At 38.0% G+C, this 19,136-nt stretch carries 28 protein-coding genes and 3 pseudogenes; 26 read left to right on the top strand and 5 right to left on the bottom strand.

The genetic code is table 11. The features are described from left to right. Window positions 1-263: 263 nt before the first annotated feature. The 3 genes from CCC70_RS08645 to CCC70_RS08635 all read right to left on the bottom strand — a co-directional run bounded on the left by CCC70_RS08645 (window position 264) and on the right by CCC70_RS08635 (window position 2,641). Window positions 264-1,889, bottom strand: coding sequence for an IS1182 family transposase (locus tag CCC70_RS08645; RefSeq protein ID WP_215638513.1), 1,626 nt, complete (start codon window positions 1,887-1,889; stop codon window positions 264-266). Between the two features lie 172 nt (window positions 1,890-2,061). Further along, window positions 2,062-2,235: a hypothetical protein gene (locus CCC70_RS08640; protein ID WP_226815871.1), complete on the bottom strand. Its 174-nt coding sequence runs from the start codon at window positions 2,233-2,235 to the stop codon at window positions 2,062-2,064. Then, window positions 2,228-2,641, bottom strand: coding sequence for a S24 family peptidase (locus tag CCC70_RS08635; RefSeq protein ID WP_195700512.1), 414 nt, complete (start codon window positions 2,639-2,641; stop codon window positions 2,228-2,230). Before CCC70_RS08635 ends, CCC70_RS08640 begins: the two co-directional genes overlap by 8 nt. Before the next feature lie 2 nt (window positions 2,642-2,643). Between CCC70_RS08635 and CCC70_RS08630 the strand changes: the two are divergent. The 4 genes and pseudogenes from CCC70_RS08630 to CCC70_RS08615 form a co-directional block, all read left to right on the top strand. Then, window positions 2,644-3,117 (top strand): annotated as a pseudogene (locus CCC70_RS08630) (DUF6017 domain-containing protein); the annotation flags it as partial. 9 nt (window positions 3,118-3,126) lie between these two features. Then, complete coding sequence (locus CCC70_RS08625) at window positions 3,127-3,423, top strand: hypothetical protein (protein ID WP_005334864.1); 297 nt, start codon at window positions 3,127-3,129, stop codon at window positions 3,421-3,423. A 13-nt stretch (window positions 3,424-3,436) separates the two neighbouring features. After that, a complete protein-coding gene (locus tag CCC70_RS08620) occupies window positions 3,437-3,721 on the top strand; it encodes a hypothetical protein (RefSeq protein WP_330577160.1) in 285 nt (94 codons plus the stop codon). Window positions 3,722-3,899: 178 nt separating this feature from the next. After that, a complete protein-coding gene (locus tag CCC70_RS08615) occupies window positions 3,900-4,424 on the top strand; it encodes a flavodoxin family protein (protein ID WP_055176454.1) in 525 nt (174 codons plus the stop codon). A 39-nt stretch (window positions 4,425-4,463) separates the two neighbouring features. Here CCC70_RS08615 and CCC70_RS08610 read toward each other — a convergent pair whose 3' ends face one another. Then, window positions 4,464-4,901 (bottom strand): MerR family transcriptional regulator, encoded by a 438-nt coding sequence (locus tag CCC70_RS08610; RefSeq protein ID WP_055154026.1) that lies wholly within the window; start codon window positions 4,899-4,901, stop codon window positions 4,464-4,466. A 118-nt stretch (window positions 4,902-5,019) separates the two neighbouring features. Here CCC70_RS08610 and CCC70_RS08605 point away from each other — a divergent pair, with 118 nt between their 5' ends. The 21 genes and pseudogenes from CCC70_RS08605 (at window position 5,020) to CCC70_RS08505 (ending at window position 17,777) form a co-directional block, all read left to right on the top strand. Then, the gene (locus CCC70_RS08605; RefSeq protein WP_226866428.1) at window positions 5,020-6,018 is read left to right on the top strand and encodes an alpha/beta hydrolase; all 999 of its coding nucleotides are present in this window, start codon (window positions 5,020-5,022) and stop codon (window positions 6,016-6,018) included. A 2-nt stretch (window positions 6,019-6,020) separates the two neighbouring features. Further along, window positions 6,021-6,610 (top strand): annotated as a pseudogene (locus tag CCC70_RS08600) (DapH/DapD/GlmU-related protein). Window positions 6,611-6,612: 2 nt separating this feature from the next. Next, window positions 6,613-6,762, top strand: a complete 150-nt coding sequence (locus tag CCC70_RS08595) for a hypothetical protein (RefSeq protein WP_330577158.1) — start codon at window positions 6,613-6,615, stop codon at window positions 6,760-6,762. A 183-nt stretch (window positions 6,763-6,945) separates the two neighbouring features. Then, the gene (locus tag CCC70_RS08590; RefSeq protein ID WP_287084641.1) at window positions 6,946-7,518 is read left to right on the top strand and encodes a flavodoxin; all 573 of its coding nucleotides are present in this window, start codon (window positions 6,946-6,948) and stop codon (window positions 7,516-7,518) included. Window positions 7,519-7,534: 16 nt separating this feature from the next. Further along, window positions 7,535-7,918: a MerR family transcriptional regulator gene (locus CCC70_RS08585; protein ID WP_009203852.1), complete on the top strand. Its 384-nt coding sequence runs from the start codon at window positions 7,535-7,537 to the stop codon at window positions 7,916-7,918. Continuing rightward, on the top strand, window positions 7,900-8,430 hold the full coding sequence (locus tag CCC70_RS08580; protein WP_005347223.1) for a flavodoxin: 531 nt from the start codon (window positions 7,900-7,902) through the stop codon (window positions 8,428-8,430). The genes CCC70_RS08585 and CCC70_RS08580 overlap by 19 nt, the downstream gene beginning before the upstream one ends. Further along, on the top strand, window positions 8,415-8,996 hold the full coding sequence (locus CCC70_RS08575; protein WP_005347226.1) for an acyltransferase: 582 nt from the start codon (window positions 8,415-8,417) through the stop codon (window positions 8,994-8,996). Before CCC70_RS08580 ends, CCC70_RS08575 begins: the two co-directional genes overlap by 16 nt. 4 nt (window positions 8,997-9,000) lie before the next feature. After that, window positions 9,001-9,840 (top strand): aldo/keto reductase, encoded by an 840-nt coding sequence (locus CCC70_RS08570; protein ID WP_270391439.1) that lies wholly within the window; start codon window positions 9,001-9,003, stop codon window positions 9,838-9,840. Window positions 9,841-9,918: 78 nt separating this feature from the next. Continuing rightward, window positions 9,919-10,047 (top strand): annotated as a pseudogene (locus CCC70_RS08565) (DUF6219 family protein); the annotation flags it as partial. Window positions 10,048-10,340: 293 nt separating this feature from the next. Continuing rightward, complete coding sequence (locus CCC70_RS08560) at window positions 10,341-10,748, top strand: type II toxin-antitoxin system RelE/ParE family toxin (RefSeq protein WP_083262944.1); 408 nt, start codon at window positions 10,341-10,343, stop codon at window positions 10,746-10,748. Then, complete coding sequence (locus CCC70_RS08555; RefSeq protein ID WP_195456478.1) at window positions 10,741-11,820, top strand: HigA family addiction module antitoxin; 1,080 nt, start codon at window positions 10,741-10,743, stop codon at window positions 11,818-11,820. The genes CCC70_RS08560 and CCC70_RS08555 overlap by 8 nt, the downstream gene beginning before the upstream one ends. Window positions 11,821-11,909: 89 nt before the next feature. Then, window positions 11,910-12,191 (top strand): hypothetical protein, encoded by a 282-nt coding sequence (locus CCC70_RS08550; RefSeq protein ID WP_287084640.1) that lies wholly within the window; start codon window positions 11,910-11,912, stop codon window positions 12,189-12,191. 20 nt (window positions 12,192-12,211) lie between these two features. Continuing rightward, window positions 12,212-12,421 (top strand): hypothetical protein, encoded by a 210-nt coding sequence (locus CCC70_RS08545; RefSeq protein ID WP_287084639.1) that lies wholly within the window; start codon window positions 12,212-12,214, stop codon window positions 12,419-12,421. A 207-nt stretch (window positions 12,422-12,628) separates the two neighbouring features. Continuing rightward, the gene (locus CCC70_RS08540) at window positions 12,629-13,234 is read left to right on the top strand and encodes a DUF1349 domain-containing protein (protein WP_021650112.1); all 606 of its coding nucleotides are present in this window, start codon (window positions 12,629-12,631) and stop codon (window positions 13,232-13,234) included. Window positions 13,235-13,328: 94 nt separating this feature from the next. Continuing rightward, complete coding sequence (locus CCC70_RS08535; protein ID WP_287084638.1) at window positions 13,329-14,141, top strand: alpha/beta fold hydrolase; 813 nt, start codon at window positions 13,329-13,331, stop codon at window positions 14,139-14,141. 72 nt (window positions 14,142-14,213) lie between these two features. Continuing rightward, on the top strand, window positions 14,214-14,969 hold the full coding sequence (locus CCC70_RS08530; RefSeq protein ID WP_287084637.1) for a 4Fe-4S binding protein: 756 nt from the start codon (window positions 14,214-14,216) through the stop codon (window positions 14,967-14,969). A 298-nt stretch (window positions 14,970-15,267) separates the two neighbouring features. Next, window positions 15,268-15,738 (top strand): LURP-one-related/scramblase family protein, encoded by a 471-nt coding sequence (locus tag CCC70_RS08525; RefSeq protein ID WP_186582584.1) that lies wholly within the window; start codon window positions 15,268-15,270, stop codon window positions 15,736-15,738. A 45-nt stretch (window positions 15,739-15,783) separates the two neighbouring features. Then, complete coding sequence (locus CCC70_RS08520; protein ID WP_015526477.1) at window positions 15,784-16,002, top strand: hypothetical protein; 219 nt, start codon at window positions 15,784-15,786, stop codon at window positions 16,000-16,002. A gap of 23 nt (window positions 16,003-16,025) precedes the next feature. Continuing rightward, on the top strand, window positions 16,026-16,388 hold the full coding sequence (locus tag CCC70_RS08515; protein WP_059086556.1) for a YccF domain-containing protein: 363 nt from the start codon (window positions 16,026-16,028) through the stop codon (window positions 16,386-16,388). A 434-nt stretch (window positions 16,389-16,822) separates the two neighbouring features. Next, window positions 16,823-17,092 carry an AAA family ATPase gene (locus CCC70_RS08510; protein WP_173775583.1) on the top strand — a complete coding sequence of 90 codons (270 nt, stop codon included), beginning with the start codon at window positions 16,823-16,825 and terminating at the stop codon, window positions 17,090-17,092. 67 nt (window positions 17,093-17,159) lie between these two features. Beyond that, on the top strand, window positions 17,160-17,777 hold the full coding sequence (locus CCC70_RS08505; protein ID WP_015526473.1) for a sugar O-acetyltransferase: 618 nt from the start codon (window positions 17,160-17,162) through the stop codon (window positions 17,775-17,777). A 129-nt stretch (window positions 17,778-17,906) separates the two neighbouring features. Here CCC70_RS08505 and CCC70_RS08500 read toward each other — a convergent pair whose 3' ends face one another. Beyond that, complete coding sequence (locus tag CCC70_RS08500) at window positions 17,907-18,743, bottom strand: AIM24 family protein (RefSeq protein WP_287084636.1); 837 nt, start codon at window positions 18,741-18,743, stop codon at window positions 17,907-17,909. Window positions 18,744-18,970: 227 nt separating this feature from the next. Between CCC70_RS08500 and CCC70_RS08495 the strand changes: the two genes are divergently transcribed. Then, complete coding sequence (locus CCC70_RS08495; RefSeq protein ID WP_270391421.1) at window positions 18,971-19,099, top strand: hypothetical protein; 129 nt, start codon at window positions 18,971-18,973, stop codon at window positions 19,097-19,099. Window positions 19,100-19,136: the final 37 nt, after the last annotated feature.

Here is a 19,136-nt window from a genome sequence, read left to right as displayed (position 1 = left end):
AAGATAGATATAAACAGTAAGTCAAACACACAAACTATGGAGTCTTTAGTCGGTTTAATAAAATTTTAGATAGAAAATAAATCATTATAAAAAGGGGCTGTCGCATTAGCAAATATTTTTGCTGGGCGGCAGCCCCGTTTTATGCCAAAATGGCATCGAAATTGATTACCATTTTGATGCCATTCTTTACAAGCGCAGTTCGTCCCTAAGCATCCCTTTCAGCATGCCTTATTTCAAACTGTTTTATTTTCAATTATCAAAATCTATGCCTTTTTTAATGCAAAAAGGTGACTTCCCGTCCTTCCTGTCTGAATCTTACAATGAAGTTTATTGATATTTCGCCCCATCGCTAAAAGGATACTTTCTGCCAAGGCATTTACCTTTCCACGGTACAGATATCTCCGAAAGTTCATGTCTTCTTTCACATCAGCAAAAGAACCTTCCGCCTGAATACTTCGGTTCATCCGGAGCATAGTCCCATACTCACTCGTGATCCGTTCCAGATCTTCTGCACGCTTCTGGCTCATCGTCTTTGAGACCATCAACACTTTATTGCGTTTTTCCATAGGCGTTTTGCAGTTGTTCCCTTTGATACATTCTGTTTTATAAGGACAGCCAGTACAGTCTGAACATCTGTAATAAGTTTTTATACTGACATATCCACTCGTCGTTTTACTTCTCCGTTCATTTGTGACAGTCAGTTCTCTTCCATTCCGGCAGATGTAACTGTCCCTGTCCGCATGATACTCCATATTTTCCCTTCTGCTAATGTCCTTTTTGTATTTTCGTGTCTTTGAGATCTCATAGTTCTGTGGCTTTATGTAGGCAGTCTGTCCGTTGCTTTCAATGAAAAGATAGTTTTCTTCACTTTCGTACCCGGCATCTGCAACAATTTCTGAATACTTAAATCCCAGGTAGCTCTCCATATCTTTCAAAAAAGGAATCAGGGTACGTGTATCGGTGGGGCGCGGGCTGATATCAATCCATGTGATGTATTCTGAATCCACTCCATGCTGAATGTTATACGCAGGCTTTAACTGTCCGTTCAGCATCGCGTCCTCTTTCATTCTCATGAAGGTGGCATCGGGATCTGTTTTGGAATAACTGTTTCTGTCCCCAAGCGTATACAGTTTTTTCGTATATTCCTTTAGTTTCTCCAGATACCAATCCAGTTGTTCCAGAGATTTCTGTAACTGTGTTTTTCTCCGGCCGGTTCCATGTACAAACACGATTTCTTCCTGTATTTTGATGCGGCATAACTGCTTTTTTAACCGCTTTAAGGTGTGTATGGATATACTATCATGATATACCGTTTTCATTCCATAGAGTTCTTCACATTCAGCCACAAAAGAAGACAGTTTCGTGTATAACCGGGCCTGATTTTTTGTAATAGCCTTTTTCCATACAAATGTATACTTATTGGCCGCAGATTCGATCTTTGTGCCATCAATAAAAATGGTCTTCCCCGAAATCTCACCCAAAAGATAGAGCAGATCTGACATTTGTGCAAGCAACGTCTTTGCACAGACAGAAAAGTGAAGGGAGATAAAACGCGCGATCGTTGCATGGTCAGGAGCCGGCATACCTTCCAGGAGATACATGAAGTTGATATCCCGTTTACATGCTTTTCTGATATCGCGGCTTGAATAGATCCGATTCATTGCTGCATAGATAACAAGTTTCAGAATCTGACGCGGTGTTGCCTGATTTTTTCTGATCCTGCCGTAAGTTTTATACAGTTCAGAAAGGTCCATTTCCTCCACAAAGGCACTTACCAGACGAACCGGATCATCAGATGGAATAGAAATCTCTAAATCTAGCGGAAGTTTGATTTGATAATACAGAGAAAATGAGGTATAATCTCTCTGTATTATTTTGTTTAGTAGCATAAACTAATTATACCACAAGCGCCGGGCTTTTCGAAGTCCGGCGTTTTGTGTTGAATATAAAATGAGCTGCCGCACGTTATAATGAAAAAAGCGGAGCAAAGGTCAATTAATAGTTTTGTGTTGAATATAAAATGAGCTGCCGCACGTTAGTGCGACAGCCCCTTTATTTACTTTATTTCGCCAGGAAATTGCTCTGAATCTCCATCGGCATATGATAAGCCTGGCCTCGTTTTGTCAGGCTGTATAATTTAAAGCTCATTAGTTCCGGAGTCGCATTCAATGAACTGCAGAGTCCGAAATAATCCAGGTCCTCGTTCTGAACCATCAGCCTTTTAAAATTAGCCAACTACTTTTCCAAAAGTTTTTAAGGTGGATCCGGAAGTGACTTGGATAGGGGCATATTTTTTATTTAGAGAAATAAGCTGAATACCGGAATCGGATTGATGATATTTCTTTACATAAGCATCACCATCAAGGAAGAAGACACCGATTTCTCCTTCTTCAAGTGTTTCTTGTTTATGAATCCAGATGATTTGTCCATCCAGATAGAGAGGCTCCATGCTGTCACCACATACCCGGACACCGAAGTCAGCACTGGAAGATACTTCATCACCAACTTCAATTTCGGAAAAACGGTCGGAATCAAGGAATTGTCCTGTTCCAGCTGAAACCGGGAGATCATAGAGACTGAGAGTTCTTCGTGGAAATTGATAAATGATTGGTTCTTCTCGAATGTATTCCCCACTTTTCATTAATAGGTTCATGTAATAATATTAATCTTAGTGATACTGAAATGAATGATAATAAATCTAATCATATCATATCTGTGGATGAGAAAAGATTTGATAGCGATAACCGCTCTGAGGATTATCAGGCTTATGAAAACCTTGTCAAAGAGACCATTGATTATGAATCACTGGAAGTAACCCATCATGACGATATGCGGCAGGTAGATGAAATCGTGAACCTGATCGTAGAGACTGTGATGTGTAAAAATGACAAGATCTTGATTGCCAGCAACTGGTATCCGGCATCACTGGTGAAGAAAAAATTTCTGATGCTGACCTATTCACATATCGAGTATGTCTTACACTGTATGAGTGGTAACACCACAAAGGTGAAGAACATCAAAAAATATTTATTAGCAGCTCTGTTTAATGCACCGTCAACGATGAACGGGTATTATCAGGCAGAGGTGAACCATGATATGCCAGGACTGGTAAGATAGGAGGTGCACATGTTTATTTTAAAACTTGCTGGGAAAATATTATTACTGCCGGTATGGCTGATCCTTTTTGTGATCGGCCTGGCAGTAAAGATGACAGTACAGACTTATGCGGTTGTCAGAGGGATCCTTGGGTTTATATTCACTTTGTTGATTATAGCGACTGCATACTGTTACCATGATTGGGTACAGGTTGCATTCCTGTTTTCGCTGAGTGTTATTCTGTATCTGATCCTGTTTGCAGGAGTGTTCGTAGATACTGTACTGGACATGACAAGAGAACGTATTATTGATTTTATTATATCGTGAGGAGAATATGAAAATGAGCGAAAACAATGATTTTATTCAGTTACCACCACTTAAAAAAGACACACCGTCCGATGTGGTAGCATTTATGTGGGAGTACATGAAAGTACCGGAGGATTCAAGAGAAAAAGTTAAGAATCTGCTTAAAGATGCAAATGAAAATGGAGTAAAATTAAGTCATCAGGCACCAACACTGTATGATGTTGTCCCAAAAGAAGAAATTACTGAATTTGAAGAGCTTATGCGCAAAACCATAGCTGACATTGTATCAGAAGCCAGTAGCATTGCCTGTTGGGTGTAGGTGCAGAAATATGTGAAACAGAAAACTCTTGACGAAATGCTGCAAGAATTGCCAGGAGCAGGCCAGTTTATCATTGTCATGGATACCTGGTTCGAAAGACTGATGGCGGAATAATGGATGCTATGATAGAATAAAGAAAACGATTTGAAGTGCAAATCGGAAGTTGGAGGATACACGCATGAAAATTGTAATCATTAATGGAAGTGCCAGAAAAGGAAATACGCTGGCAGCAATCAATGCATTTATAAAAGGAGCGTCAGAAAAGAATAAAATTGAAATCATTGAACCCGACAAACTCAACATTGCACCATGCAAGGGATGTGGTGTCTGTCAATGCTCTAAGGGATGCGTCGATAAGGATGATACAAATTCTACAATTGATAAAATTGCTGCCGCAGATATGATTCTTTTTGCTACACCAGTTTATTGGTGGGGAATGTCAGCACAATTGAAACTTATCATTGATAAGTGCTACTGCCGTGGATTGCAGTTAAAAAACAAAAAAGTTGGCACAATTGTTGTAGGTGGTTCTCCTGTGGGCAGTATCCAGTATGAGCTGATTGATAAGCAGTTTGACTGTATGGCAAAATATCTTTCATGGGATATGCTTTTCAAAAAATCATATTACGCAACAGCCAGAGATGAACTTGAAAAAAATAAGGATTCCATGAACGAACTTGAGTGGATCGGAAAAAATTTATAAAGCACACACCAAATTCCAGTTTGATGGAGAAAGCAAAAATCAGTCATGCCCTTTATCATATAGTTTCTGTATATTTTTTGGAAGTTTGTCAGGCAACATGGCATTTATAGCATCTTCGTTACCATCTTTCATTGCTGTTTCGTAATACCAGCACTTGAATTTTAAGAGGGAGAGAGTTTTTTGAAGTTCCTGAATTTCAGTTTCAACAGCTGATTTTCTGGTTTCAAATAATTCTTTCCTTTTTTCATAGCTGGAGCTGCCTTCAGATACCCAGATAAAAAATTGCTTTATATCTTTTATCTCAAGACCGGATTTCTTCAGACATTCAATGATACGAAGTGCTTCTAATTCATTATCGCTGAAATAACGGATATTTCCCTTGCGTTCCAGATTAGGGAAAAAGCCTTCCTTGTCATAATACCTTAATGTAGAAACAGGAAGATTAAACATTGCAGAGACCTGACCGATTGTATACATAAAAAACCTTCTTTCAAATTTATGCTTGACCTAAAGTTAACTTTAGGTTGTAAGATATTTATATCATATACTATTGTTAGTGTAATTACAAGAAATTTTGCATATGGAGGTTATATTTATGTTGAAAACAGAAGAATTAAAACTAGTATCTGAATGGGATAAAACTTTTCCACAGAGTGAAAAAGTAGACCACACGAAAGTGACATTTATAAATCGTTATGGAATCACACTTGCTGCAGATCTGTATAAGCCAAAAAATGCATCTGGGAAATATCCTGCGATTGCCGTAAGCGGACCATTTGGGGCAGTCAAAGAACAGTGTTCCGGATTATATGCACAGACAATGGCTGAAAGAGGATATTTAACGATTGCATTTGACCCTTCTTTTACGGGGGAAAGTGGAGGCTATCCAAGATTTATGGCTTCTCCAGATATTAATACAGAAGATTTTATGGCTGCTGTTGATTTCCTTTCTGTTCGGGAAGATGTGGATCCGGATAAAATAGGAATCATTGGAATCTGCGGCTGGGGTGGAATGGCTCTTAACGCAGCTGCGTTGGATACAAGAATAAAAGCAACCGTTGCTTCTACCATGTATGATATGACAAGAGTAAATGCGAATGGATACTTTGATTCTGAGGACAGTGAAGAAGCACGTTATGCAAAGAAACAGTCACTGAATACCCTCAGGACAGAAGAATACCGTAAAGGCGAATATTCAAGAGGCGGTGGTTGTGTTCCCCTTCCGGTTCCGGAAGATGCACCTTTCTTCGTAAAAGATTACAGTGAGTATTATAAAGGCAGATGTTATCATAAAAGGAGCCTGAATTCAAATGATGGCTGGAACAGTATTGGATGTATGTCATTTATGAATCAGCCAATATTAAAGTACAGTAATGAAATAAGAAGTGCAGTCCTTATCGTTCATGGAGAAAAAGCACACAGCTATTATTTTGGAAAAGATGCTTATGAAAATATGATCAAGAACAGCAAGTACACATCCAATAAAGAACTGCTGACAATTCCGGGAGCTGTTCATACAGATCTATACGATAATCCGGATGTGATTCCATTTGACAAAATTCAGAAATTTTTTAAAGAAAACGGAGTTGGCTAATTATGACGTGTGAAGAATATTTGAGTAATATGAAGCCCGGATATATCGTAGATGGTGGAAGTGAAGAACATTTGGTTATGCATGAGCTGTCTCAAAGGGCATTAAAGATAACGATGGAGCTGAATAACAAATATCATACAAAAGAAGAAATTATACAGCTTATGTCGGAACTTACCGGACAAAAAATAGATGAAAGTTTTGGAATGTTTCCTCCGTTTTATACAGACTGCGGACGAAATATCCATATAGGTAAAAATGTTTTTATTAATGCAGGATGTAAGTTTCAGGATCAGGGTGGTATTTATATAGAGGATGGAGTCCTGATTGGACATAATGCAGTATTGGCAACGATCAATCATATGGAAGATCCCGGGAAAAGAGCAGGTATGATATTTCAGCCGATTCACATCGAAAAAAAGTGTGGCTTGGAGCAAATGTAACGGTTCTTCCGGGGGTTACGATTGGTGAAGGTTCGGTCATTGCAGCCGGAGCAGTTGTAACAAAAGATGTTCCGGCCAATATGATTGCGGCAGGAGTGCCTGCGAAAGTTATACGGAAGGTTAAAAAAGACACTGAAAAAGGAGAAATTTAATCATGGCAAAAAAAGTATTGATCATATCGACAAGTCTTCGAGGAGGCAGCAATTCTGATATACTTGCAAATGAGTGTGCAAAGGGAGCAAAAGAAGCCGGGCATATGAACTTGGAAAGAAATTATGAGTTAGAAAAGAGTACTGTTATTTAGTCTGTGTATATTAGTTTTATCTGGGCTTGTAGGATGTAGAGAAACAGAAATTACCGTCAAATCGGGATTGTGCGCCCAGATAAGGGCGAGTAGTCTAGCAGGTGGAATGCCTGTCTGGTAAGGTCTAACCAACCGCCAGTAGCGAGTCTTGGGTCTTCCACAGTCTGCGTCATACCAGCGTTTATGAAGAAAAAAACAAAAGCCCTTGACTTGGAGTTAACTTCAAGTAGTATGCTAATCGAAACAGGAGGTAAAAAGATGAAGAAATTACTGATTATATATTATTCATGGTCAAATGGAAACACGGAAAGAATTGCAAAAATGCTGCAGAGTGAGACTGATAGCGATATTCTAAAAATAGATACCGTAGTTCCATATTCTGGCAGTTATGATGATGTGGTAAATCAGGGACAGAATGAAGTGCAGCGCGGATACGAACCTGAAATTAAACCGCTGGATATCAATATTGCAGATTATGATGTCATCGCAGTTGGGACACCTACATGGTGGTACACAATGGCTCCGGCTGTAAAAACATTTCTGCACCAACAGGATTTTACCGGAAAGACAGTAGTACCTTTTATGACAAATGGTGGCTGGTCAGGGCATGTAATAAAGGATATGAAAGCAGCCTGCAAAGGCGCAAATGTGGTTTGCGATATGCAGATACAGTTTGATTCTACAGGTGGAAGTAATCTGGAGACACCTCAGGAACAAATTGATGAATGGATACAGAGTGTGAAAAATCTTCTTTAAATTGTGGAGGAAGAATATGACAATAAAAGAAGTGTCAGAAAAATATGGTATTTCACAGGATACCCTCCGTTATTATGAGAGGGTTAATGTGATTCCTAAAGTTACAAGAACATCCGGAGGAATTCGGGATTACCAGGAAGAAGATCTTAGATGGGTTGAGCTTGCAGTATGTATGAGAAATGCAGGACTTCCCATAGAAAGTCTGATTGAATATCAAAGGCTATTTAGGGCGGGAGATTCTACAATACCTGCGAGACTTGAGTTGTTGAATGAGCAGATGGATATTCTTCAGAAGCAAAAAGAGCAGATAGAGGAAACTATGGACAGGCTTTCTTATAAGATATCACGGTATGAAGAAGCAGTGAAAACAGGAAAACTGGTATGGACAAAGGAGGAATAGTACAAATGGCAAAGCTGGTAGCATTTTATTCAAGAGCAGATGAAAATTATTTTGGCGGTTCTATGAAATATATTCAGATTGGCAATACTGAGAAAGCTGCAAAAATGATAGCTGATATGACAGGAGCAGACCTTTTCAAAATCGAGCAAAAGATTCCCTATGCCGCTGATTATAATACCTGCATTGCACAGGCAAAAGAGGATAAACAGACAGGAAAACGACCAGAGATACTAAATCTGCCACAGGATATAGATCAATATGACGAGATTTATCTTGGATACCCGAATTACTGGGGAACCATGCCAATGGCTGTATATACTTTTCTGGAAAGTTATGATTTTACAGGAAAGAAAATTCATCCATTCTGTACGCATGAAGGAAGCGGATTGTCAAATACGGAGAGTGATATTAAAAAAAGTGCAAAAGGTGCAGTGATTGAGAAAGGCATTGCGATACATGGAAGCAGCGTAGATCAAGCGAAAGATGTACTTGAAAGATGGATACAGAAATAGAGGTTAGAAAAATGGAATGCAAGGAAATACGTGTTGATGTAAGAACTGCGTCAATAAAAGAAAGTACAGAAGGGCAACGTCAGACAAAAATATTATTTCAGATTAATCATACAATGCCTTTTACTGATGAATATAATCATTTATTAAAGGAATTGTTTGGAAATAACCTAGGAGATGGGAGTATGATATCACCACCGCTTAATGGAGCATGTGTTGGAAGCGTAAAGATTGGCAGGAATGTATTTATCAATTCTAACCTTCTTGCAATGGCAAGAGGTGGAATAACGATTGAAGACAATGCTATGATTGCTGCAAATGTACAGCTTATTTCCAATAATCATGATCCATATGATTTGTGTACTCTGACTTGTAAGCCTGTTCTGATAAGAGAATATGCCTGGGTAGGAGCTGGAGCTACGATACTTCCGGGAGTATGTATCGGAAGACACGCAATTGTGGGAGCTGGATCTGTAGTGACAAAGGATGTACCGGATTATGCAGTAGCAGTTGGAAATCCGGCAAAAGTAATAAAAATGCTTGATAAAGAAAAATTTCAGGAGGACTAAAAAGATGGAAAATATGAAGTTGAATAACAATTTGGAATGTCCAATGCTTGGACTAGGAACTTTTATGTTATCACCAGAGGATGCCTACACAAGTACATTAGAGGCATTAAAAATGGGATATTCCCTAATTGATACAGCAAATGCTTATGTAAATGAGCGTGCAGTTGGAAGAGCAATCAAGGATAGTGGAATTGACAGAAAAAATATATTTCTATCAACAAAAATATGGGCTAGTGAATATGAAAATGAGAATACTGTAGAAGAAACTCTAGAAAGACTTGGTGTTGATTATGTGGATTTACTTTATATACACCAGCCTGCAGGCAACTGGCTTACCGGATACAGAATGCTTGAAAAAGCGTATAGAGAGGGCAAAGCAAAATCCATTGGTATCTCGAATTTTGAAGGAAAATATATGGAAGAGTTGGAAACAAAGTGGGAAATTGTACCTCAGTTTATTCAGGTGGAAGCACATCCATATTTCACACAGAAAGAACTTCGTGTAACTTTAGACAAATATGGAATTAAGCTTATGAGCTGGTATCCGCTGGGACATGGAGATACAGCATTAATGAATGAGTTGGTATTTGCAGGACTTGGCAAAAAATATGGAAAAACACCTGCACAGGTTATTCTCCGTTGGCATACTCAGATGGGATTTGTTGTAATTCCTGGAAGTAAAAATGCAGAACACATTAAGGACAATATGGATATCTTTGATTTTGCATTAACAGATGAAGAAATGGAACAGATTGCAAAGCTGGACAAGAATGAAAGATATTATCACCGCACGGATGAACAGCTTGTACAGTTTGCAAACTGGAAACCAGAGTTTGAAAAATAATATGGAGAAAATAGTATGAGCAAAAATGATGTATGGCTGAATCAGTAAAATGGGGAAGTACGGAGCAAGGGATCAAAAGAAGGCCATAAGTACTTTGCAACAAGTTCTTTGCTTTGCATGATTATGGCTATTTATACAGGACACAAGATGATTTCTAGTAAAAGTAGGAAGAAAAAAGAAGTTTCAGTAGAGAGTGTTGAAGATTAAAAAACAAAATATTTTAATAAATAACGCCGGTGCGGGATTTTTGATATCCAGTACTGGCGTTATTTATTCTACAGGGGCTTGGGGGTGTAGCCACCAAATATATTATTAATTTTCTTCTTCGGTAAGTTTGTTAAGGATCCACTCCCTATTGATAACAATATCCTCATCATCGCGGAGATTTTTGAAATCATCGCAGTGTGAAGAAGCAAATTCATACATATGGATTCAAGCAATTCCATATGGAAGAATAATTGTGAAAAGAGTGTGTGAATTATTGACTAGAGCCTCTCCTGATGGTATATTTAGATTACCCAACGGGTAATTTAAAAAGGAGGGCAAACGTGCAGCTACTATACAATAACAGCAAAGTTCAGAAACAATGTACCGATTTAAAAACTGCAAAAAAATTGTTTGGCGGGAATGCTGCATTAGCAACCAGCCTATTTGCCCGAATAAATGCTATGCAGCAGGCGAGTGTAATTAAGGATATAGTAATGATGCCGACGTTTCATTTTCATAAGTTGAGTGGCAATATGGATGGATTTTTTGCTATAGATGTAAAAACGAGAAGAGATCCATGGCGTATTATTATTCAGCCATTAGATGAGAATGAAGAACCTTATGATCCTTGTAATATTGATGAAATTGCTGGTGTGGTTAGAATTGTTGAAGTAAAGGAGGTAAGTAACCATTATGAGTAATTATATTGAATATAATGATAAGATTGCTTTTCATCCTGGATACTATATCAAAGAAATCATTGAAGAAAGTGGACTTTCTCAGAAAGATTTTGCAAAACGATTAGATACCACGCCAAAGAATTTAAGTATTCTGGTACGTGGGGAGCAAAGCTTATCAATCGATATAGCCATGAAATTATCTCGAATGTTAGGGACTAGTGTTGACTACTGGCTGAATCTTCAGAAGAGCTATGACGCTTTGATTGCTGAGTTTGAATCATCCAAGGAATTAGAGCAGGAAAGAAGAATTTTCAAGTACTTTCAGTACACATATTTCAGAGAGAATTTTGGATTGCCTGATCTTCCGAGAAAAACAAATGAGCAGATTAAGTGCCTACGTGAATTTTTAAATGTTGCATCATTATCTGTTTTTACAAAGCAAAATATGGCAGTTAGTTTCCGAAGTGCATCTGAGGATATGAAAGAGGCTAATACTGCCAGAGCAAATGCAATGGTTCAGATCGCAATTAATCAGGCACTGAAGATAGAAGCACCTAAGTTTGAAAAAAAGAAGTTTGAAAAAGCTGTTGATTATGCATTGACATTAACAACACAGCATGGTGATTTTTATCCACTGATTAGGAAGGCCTTTGAAGATGCGGGAGTAATATTCGTAATACTTCCAAATCTTCCGGGTTCAGGAATAAATGGTGCAACCAAGAAGATTGGGCAGAATGTAATGCTGATGGTGAATGACAGACGTTTCTATTCAGATACATTTTGGTTTACTCTGTTCCATGAGATTGGCCATATTATTAATGGTGATTATGGAATTACGTTTGAAAATGAGCACGCTGGACAGGAGGATGCAGCAGATAAATATGCGGAAGACAAATTGATCCCTCCAGGAGAATATGAGGCTTTCGTTAGGATGAATGAGTTTAGCGAAAATGCTATCCGCAGATTTGCTGAAAGAATTGACAGAGATCCGGGTATTGTCCTTGGCCGCTTGCAAAATGATCAGATTGTTCCATTTACAAATGTTGCACTGTCAAAAGCATTAAAACACAAATACAAAGTAATAACATCATAAAGAAGTATATAACTTGAGGTCGTCTACCGTTATCCACGATAGATGGCCTTATTTTTTTATCCATTTGGGGAGAAAGGAGGTGAAAGCGATTGGAGGAATTTAAGGCGAAAAGACATGCGGTCAAAAAGATGACCCGAAAGGGACTTGTAGAAACAGATTCCAGAGAAGGGATAGTGAAGGAAACTGCGGAAGCAAAGTCCGATGGAAGGCGCATCAATGAGGCTGACTTTGTGTGCACCATCATTTGGTACCGCACGCAGTACATGAATTATATTATTCTGGGAATCGTTGAATTCATGTTGGTAGGCGTATTGGCTGCAGGAGCATTTGTCCTGGCATTGGAGTCAGAAGTGAGAAACTGGCAGTGCTGATGAGAGGATACCTGCAATCTATGAAGGCAAATCTGAGAGAAATTATTCACTATATTGACGAGTCAACACTTGAAAAAGCGAAGAACGAAAAAGTTCAAAAGCAAGAGTCTCCCTCAAAGATGTCAAAAGACGTAGAGGAGTCTGTTGATAAGATGTTCTCCAATCGTATGAGCAAAGCATATTCTGAATGGAAATCAAATCAAGATAACAGCCATTTAATGAAAATATAGAGAAGGAATACCAGAAGCTTTTGGAAACACTGTCTCCGGAACAAGAGGAAGTGCTTACGAAGTATTGTGATGAAATATTTGCCAGCGGAGCAGAGATAGAAGAGTTTTTTTATCGCCTGGGTATAAAGGATGGACTGAGATTAAAAAGTACGGTAAAATCTGTATTAGAAATGATGTCGTGAAATCGGAATTTGGAGGGATAATGAGATGAATATAAAAGATTTTAAGTGGACGAGAGAACCTGATGATTACACGCTGACAGATGACAAAATTGAGATTATCACACAGCCTGGAACTGATTTGTGGCAAAGAACTTACTATCATTTCCGCAATGATAATGCTCCGGTTTTGCAGATAGAAACAGAGGAAAAGTTTTTTTCATTTATGGTGAAAACAGATTTTAAGGAAAGCCATCATCGCTTTGATCAGTGCGGTGTGGTTATGTATCTTGACAGTGAGAATTGGTTGAAAGGTTCTATAGAATATGAGAATGACAATTTTCAGCACCTGGGAAGTGTTGTGACAAACAATGGATATTCAGATTGGGCAACTACGGAAATTGATGCAGAGATTAAATCTATGTGGTATCGTCTCAGTAGACGTGAAGATGATTATTGCATTGAATGTTCTGAGGATGGCATACGGTTTAAGCAAATGAGGATTTGTCATATGTGGGCTGGTGCAGGAAAGATCAAATTTGGAATTTATGCATGCAGTCCGGAAGATTCATCGTTTAAAGCGGTATTTACAGATATGAAATTGACGGAGTGTCAATGGAAAGCCCACGATGGTCAAAAACCGGATGAGATGTAGCAGAATGTATTTGATATAAAAAACCAATATGAAAATAGTTAAAATTTTTCAGGTTGTGTAACTGAGAAAAATGAAAATTGCGGAGGTGGATTTGTTGAAGGAAAGTACATATCAAACTCCTTGCGGAACAATTCACTATTGGTCAAGTATTCTGAGTTTGGATACAACGACGCTTGTATTTCTTCCGGGGCTGACTGCTGACCATAGACTGTTTGATAAACAGGTTGCGTACTTCGATGGAAAATATAATATTATTGTATGGGATGCACCGGCTCATGCCTCTTCCTGGCCGTTCCGGTTTGATTTTGACTTGTTTGATAAGGCAAAATGGCTGAATGGGATTCTTGAAAAAGAAGAAATCATAAAACCAATTATAATCGGTCAATCAATGGGAGGATATGTAGGCCAGGCTTATGCACAATTGTATCCTGACCGGCTGGCAGGTTTTATTTCCATTGATTCAGCACCGCTCCAGAGAAACTATGTGACAGCAGTGGAGATCTGGCTTCTGAAAAGAATGGAACCAGTATATGCACATTACCCATGGAAGTTGCTTTTGAAATCCGGAACAAAGGGAGTTGCAACTTCTAATTATGGCAGAAACCTGATGAAGGAAATGATGCTGGTCTATGATGGTGATCAGCATCGTTATGCACAAATTGCCGGGTATGGATTTCGTATTCTGGCAGAGGCAATGGAAAAGAATCTGCCATATGAAATCAAATGTCCTTCCCTGTTGATATGTGGTACAAAGGATCATGCCGGTTCATGCATAAGGTATAACAGAGAATGGCATCGAAAAGCGAAAATTCCTTTAAAGTGGATTGAAGGGGCCGGTCATAATTCTAATACAGATAAACCGGAGATGATAAATAGTTTGATAGAAGAATTCCTTTCAAACATATAAAGACTATTGAAAACAATTGGTCAACCGTTATAAAAGGACAATAAACAAATCGGAATCAGTAGGAGGATCATTATGAGATTTTATAACATATTTTTCAGCCCGACAGGAGGTACAGAGAAAGTAGCAGATATTGTTGCGAAAGGGACGAAGCTGGATGCTGAAGAAATCGACCTAATTAAAGAACCAGATAAACTCATGAAGGTGAAATTTGAAAAAAAGGACCTATGTTTGGTTGCTGTACCGTCTTACGGTGGACGCATTCCATCAGTTGTAACGGATATGTTCCGCAAAGTAAAGGCAGATGGTACGAAAGCAATTCTTGTGGCAGTATTTGGAAACCGTATGATTGATGATACTCTATTGGAACTACAGGATGTTCTGGCGGCATCAGGATTTGTATGTATCGCAGGAATGGAGGCAGTCGCAGAGCATTCCCTGATGCACCAATTTGGAACCGGACGCCCGGATCAGCAGGATGAAAAGGAATTGCTGGAATTTGCCGCAAAGATTATGCAAAACAGCGAAGCACAAAGGGCACCTGCATTTCCGGGAAACAGACCATATCGAGAATATGGTGGTGTTCCACTCAAACCTGTTGCAAATGGAAAATGCACTTCCTGCGGTCTGTGCGCAAAAGAATGCCCGGCAGGTGCCATTCCGTTGGACAATCCGAAGATGACCGATAAGGATAAGTGTATTTCTTGTATGCACTGTGTAGCAGTCTGTCCGAAGAAGGCAAGAAATTACAGTAAGCTTGTCAGTTTTATCGCTGGACTGAAAATGAAGAAGGTTTGTTCCAGTAGGAAGGAAAACAAATTGTATTTATAATAGGGCGAGCAATACAATGAGAAACATGTAAATTGATACGTGAACAATCGGCTCAGTATAATATTTAATTAAATATTGCAATGAAAAGATCATTTACCGTAAACAAGCAGTAGATGGTCTTTTTTATATCTTTTTGTGAACAAGTAGAGATTTATAGCTGGTAATATGTGTTTTATCATAATCAGTGAAATAAGATGGGTTAATTCTTCGATTTAGATATTTTTTAAGGTGTTCCGGCATGGTATTATGATACTTATAAAGAACCAATTATATCTGTTGGAGAGAGCGGTGAAAAGTTATGAAGTTATTGTTTAAACAAAGGCTATTTTCATGGTTTGACAGCTATGATATCTATGATGAAGCAGGCAACACTGTTTATGTAGTAAAAGGTCAGTTGTCCTGGGGACATAAACTTGTAATTTATGATGCCTATGGAAATGAAGTAGGAATGGTTGTTCAGAAAGTACTTACTTTTCTTCCTAAATTTGAAATTTATAAAAACGGCAGTTATATCGGATGCCTGAGCAAAGAATTCTCATTCCTGACGCCACATTATAATATTGATTACAATGGATGGCATATTGATGGAACAATTATGGAATGGGATTATAGCATTCTTGATCAAAGTGGTTATTTAATTGCACGGGTCAATAAAGAACTGTTTCATATGTCAGATACTTATGTCATTGATGTACAGGATCCAGGAAATGCGTTGGATGCGTTGATGTTTGTACTGGCAATCGATGCAGAAAAATGTTCCAGAAATTAAATAGTTGATCTTGTTGTCGAAGATATTCGGAGATGGGGAGGTAGCATGGGATTATTCAAAAAGAAAATCGTGAAAAAAACATATGACCGAGAACATATGAAACCAGTTATTCGTGCAAGCATTTGTACCGGAGAAGAAGTAGCAGGATTCAAAGACATACGGACCGGAAAAATTGAAGAAATCATGCTGATCAGATCTCCAGAGGACTTAGAAAAATTCAAAGAGATATATGAGATAACAGAGGAAATTGCAAAAGAATATTAGACATTGGATGAGGAGATGTTGTCATGAGAACTATAGGTAATATCCTTTGGTTTATATTTGGAGGATTACTGGGCGGACTGGCATGGATTTTTGCAGGTTGCATATGGTGTATTACAATTATTGGAATTCCGGTAGGTCTGCAATGCTTTAAATTTGCAACCTTGGCATTTTGGCCGTTTGGAAAAGAAATCGTGTATGGAAATGGCATGTTTTCATTTCTGGTAAATCTTATATGGATTATATTTTTTGGATGGGAAATGGCACTTGGAAACCTGATAGTGGGTTGTATTTGGTGCATTACGATAGTTGGAATTCCATTTGGAAAGCAGTTCTTCAAGATGGCAAGACTCTCTTTCATGCCATTTGGTGCGAGTGTGATAGGGTAGAATGTGTAAGGTCTTATTGATGAAAAATGAAATAATATTATTCACGGATGGTAATATTAATATTGGAGTTCAAATAAACCCTGAATAGGAAACAGTCTGGTTGACACAGAAGTATTGTTTGATGTTAAGCATATGCAGCAGCCGGTCACTGATAAGGAATTTAAAAATTTCACAGACTGTGCGGTTAAGAAAAGTAATGAAAATGCCCTGATTTTCACAACTGAAGATATGGAGAAGCCTTTCATAAGCTTTAATGAAGGAATGTAGAATTTCTTTGAACCGGAGCTTCAGAAGAGATTGTATGAAATGGAAAAAATCTTTTAATATATATTGATCAATGATATAATATTCTAAAATGTTGATGATAAAAGAAATATAGTAATTAAAAATGTTACAAAGTTGTTCTTGATAAAAATATTATTTGGTAACAGGAGATGTTTTATGTTAAAAAGAAAAGTGACGCATTACATAAAAAATGGGTAGATTCAAAAAACAAAAAATGTCTTGTAATTCAGGGAGCCAGACAAACAGGAAAAACATATATAGTTGAAAGATTTGCAGAAGAGAACTATGAAGAAATTGTTGAAATTAATTTTAAACAGATACCTTCTGCGATGGATATTTTTTCCGGTGATCTAAAAGTAGATAATATGGTTATGGCTATGTCCGTATTTGATGACGGAAAGTGCAAAAGTATTAGATAAAATATTGCAGACCATGAGAGAATGGGGAAACTGATATTTATAACTTTGAATTTGGAGGTTATCGGAAATGACTGAAAGAGAAAAAATGCTAAGTGGAGAGTTGTACGATCCAACGGATAAAGAATTGGAGCAATTACGCGTGAATGCACGTAAATTAGCAAGAAAATACAATTCGACAGATGAAGATGATCAAGAAGAACAAGCACAGATATTGAGGGAATTATTGCCAGCAACAGAGGAACTCCCCTATTTACAGGCGCCTGTTTATTTTGATTACGGATGTAATACGTTCTTTGGAAGATTCAGCTCTGCTAATTTTAACTTTACATGTTTAGATGTATGTGAAATACATATAGGCGATAATGTGATGATTGGTCCAAATGTTACATTGGCAACTCCTATGCATCCATTATTACCTGAAGAACGCAATATTAGGAAAAGAGAAGATGGAAGTTTTTATAATCTTGAATATGCGAAGCCAATAACTATAAAGGATAATTGCTGGCTGGCATCCAATGTGGTTGTTTGCGGTGGTGTCACCATAGGAGAAGGGTGTGTAATTGGTGCAGGGAGTGTTGTAACAAAAGATATTCCGCCGTATAGTTTGGCAGTTGGAAATCCATGCCGGGTCATTCGAAAAATAACTGAGAAAGATCATATGCCAGATGGAATTGAAAAGAATTAAAAATTTGCATGGATGATAAGCAGTTCATCTGAATAAAGAAAATAAAATGGTCACAATTAATAACGCCGATGCAGGATTTTTATAATCCTATATCGGCGTTTGTTGGTTACAAGAGAATGTATTTTACACTTATTTTCCAAATGTATTGCTGGATTTAGCAGCAGCTTTAGCTGCCATGGTGTTAGTGGACTCAAACAAGGAAGTTGTCGGTGCGACCGGACACATCAGTACCCGTCCTGTTCCACGATAAACATTTACCAGACCCTCTCCGCTAACTGCAGATCCGACAAGTGTTTTTGTAGATCTTTCTACGGTAAATTCAAGATTTGATGACCAGCATACAGCAAGGTTTCCATCAATTTTCAGTTCATCATTTTCCAATATGACTTCAATCAATTCATCTTCGGGAACATTAGACTCCAGTGCAGCTACACCATTTCCCTGCAAACTCAGATTAAACAGACCTTCGCTACCTAATACTGCTGATGAAAGGTTCTTTCTGGCCACAACTTTACTTTTTACATTTGCATCACAAGCCAGGAACATGCCATCTTCAATTGTCATTCCGGCTGGTCCCCATTTGCCAATGTCTGCAAGGATAATATATTTGTATGTCGGTTCTAATACCAGACAGCCTTCACCAACATATTCCGGTTTAACTGCGGTTTCTTTTGTAACCGCACCCTTGAATGCCTTTCCGAGGAAATCTCCGATACCTTTTACACCAGATGTGGCTTGTACATTACCACCCATCCATTGCATGGCACCAGCCTGGATAACAGCTGAATGGTCTTTATCAATATCAATAACAACCTGTCTTCTTCTGACATTCATTTTACTCATGAAATACTCATTCATTGCATTCATAGGTGAAACGCTGGAATCCTGCACATATTCAAGCACATGGAAGTTTTCGATACTTTTCGCATATTTTCTGTTTTCATTTTGCAAGTTTTCAATTCGCATAGCATAATCTCCCTTTTAATAATAATTTATGATGTTGCTCGGATATGCTTATTATAAAAGAGGCAGCATAGATAGGAAACAATTCGTGCAGAGAAATATAAAGACAGAATTCTCAAAATTCGAGAAATATAAAGATGCAATTCCTCATGGTGGATGTGTATTATGAAAAATAAATTTGTTATAGTGACAATATCAGCAAAAAAACAGAATATAAATGGGGTGATCAGATGGAAGCGGCACAGAGAGTTCGATTAATCCGGATAATAGAAAAGATGGAGAAAAATCCGGCATTCAGTAATAAGCTTGGCATAAAGAACACATCTGAATATTTAGCAGAAAAAGAACAGAAAAAATGAAAGACACATATCAGAATGAGTTTCAGAAGGAGTAAAA

The organism is Blautia sp. LMAG:89, assembly GCF_008679485.1.
GTDB lineage: Bacteria > Bacillota > Clostridia > Lachnospirales > Lachnospiraceae > Blautia_A > Blautia_A fusiformis.
Note: the sequence above shows the minus strand (reverse complement) of the source record. Positions and strands in the feature narration are given on the sequence as shown.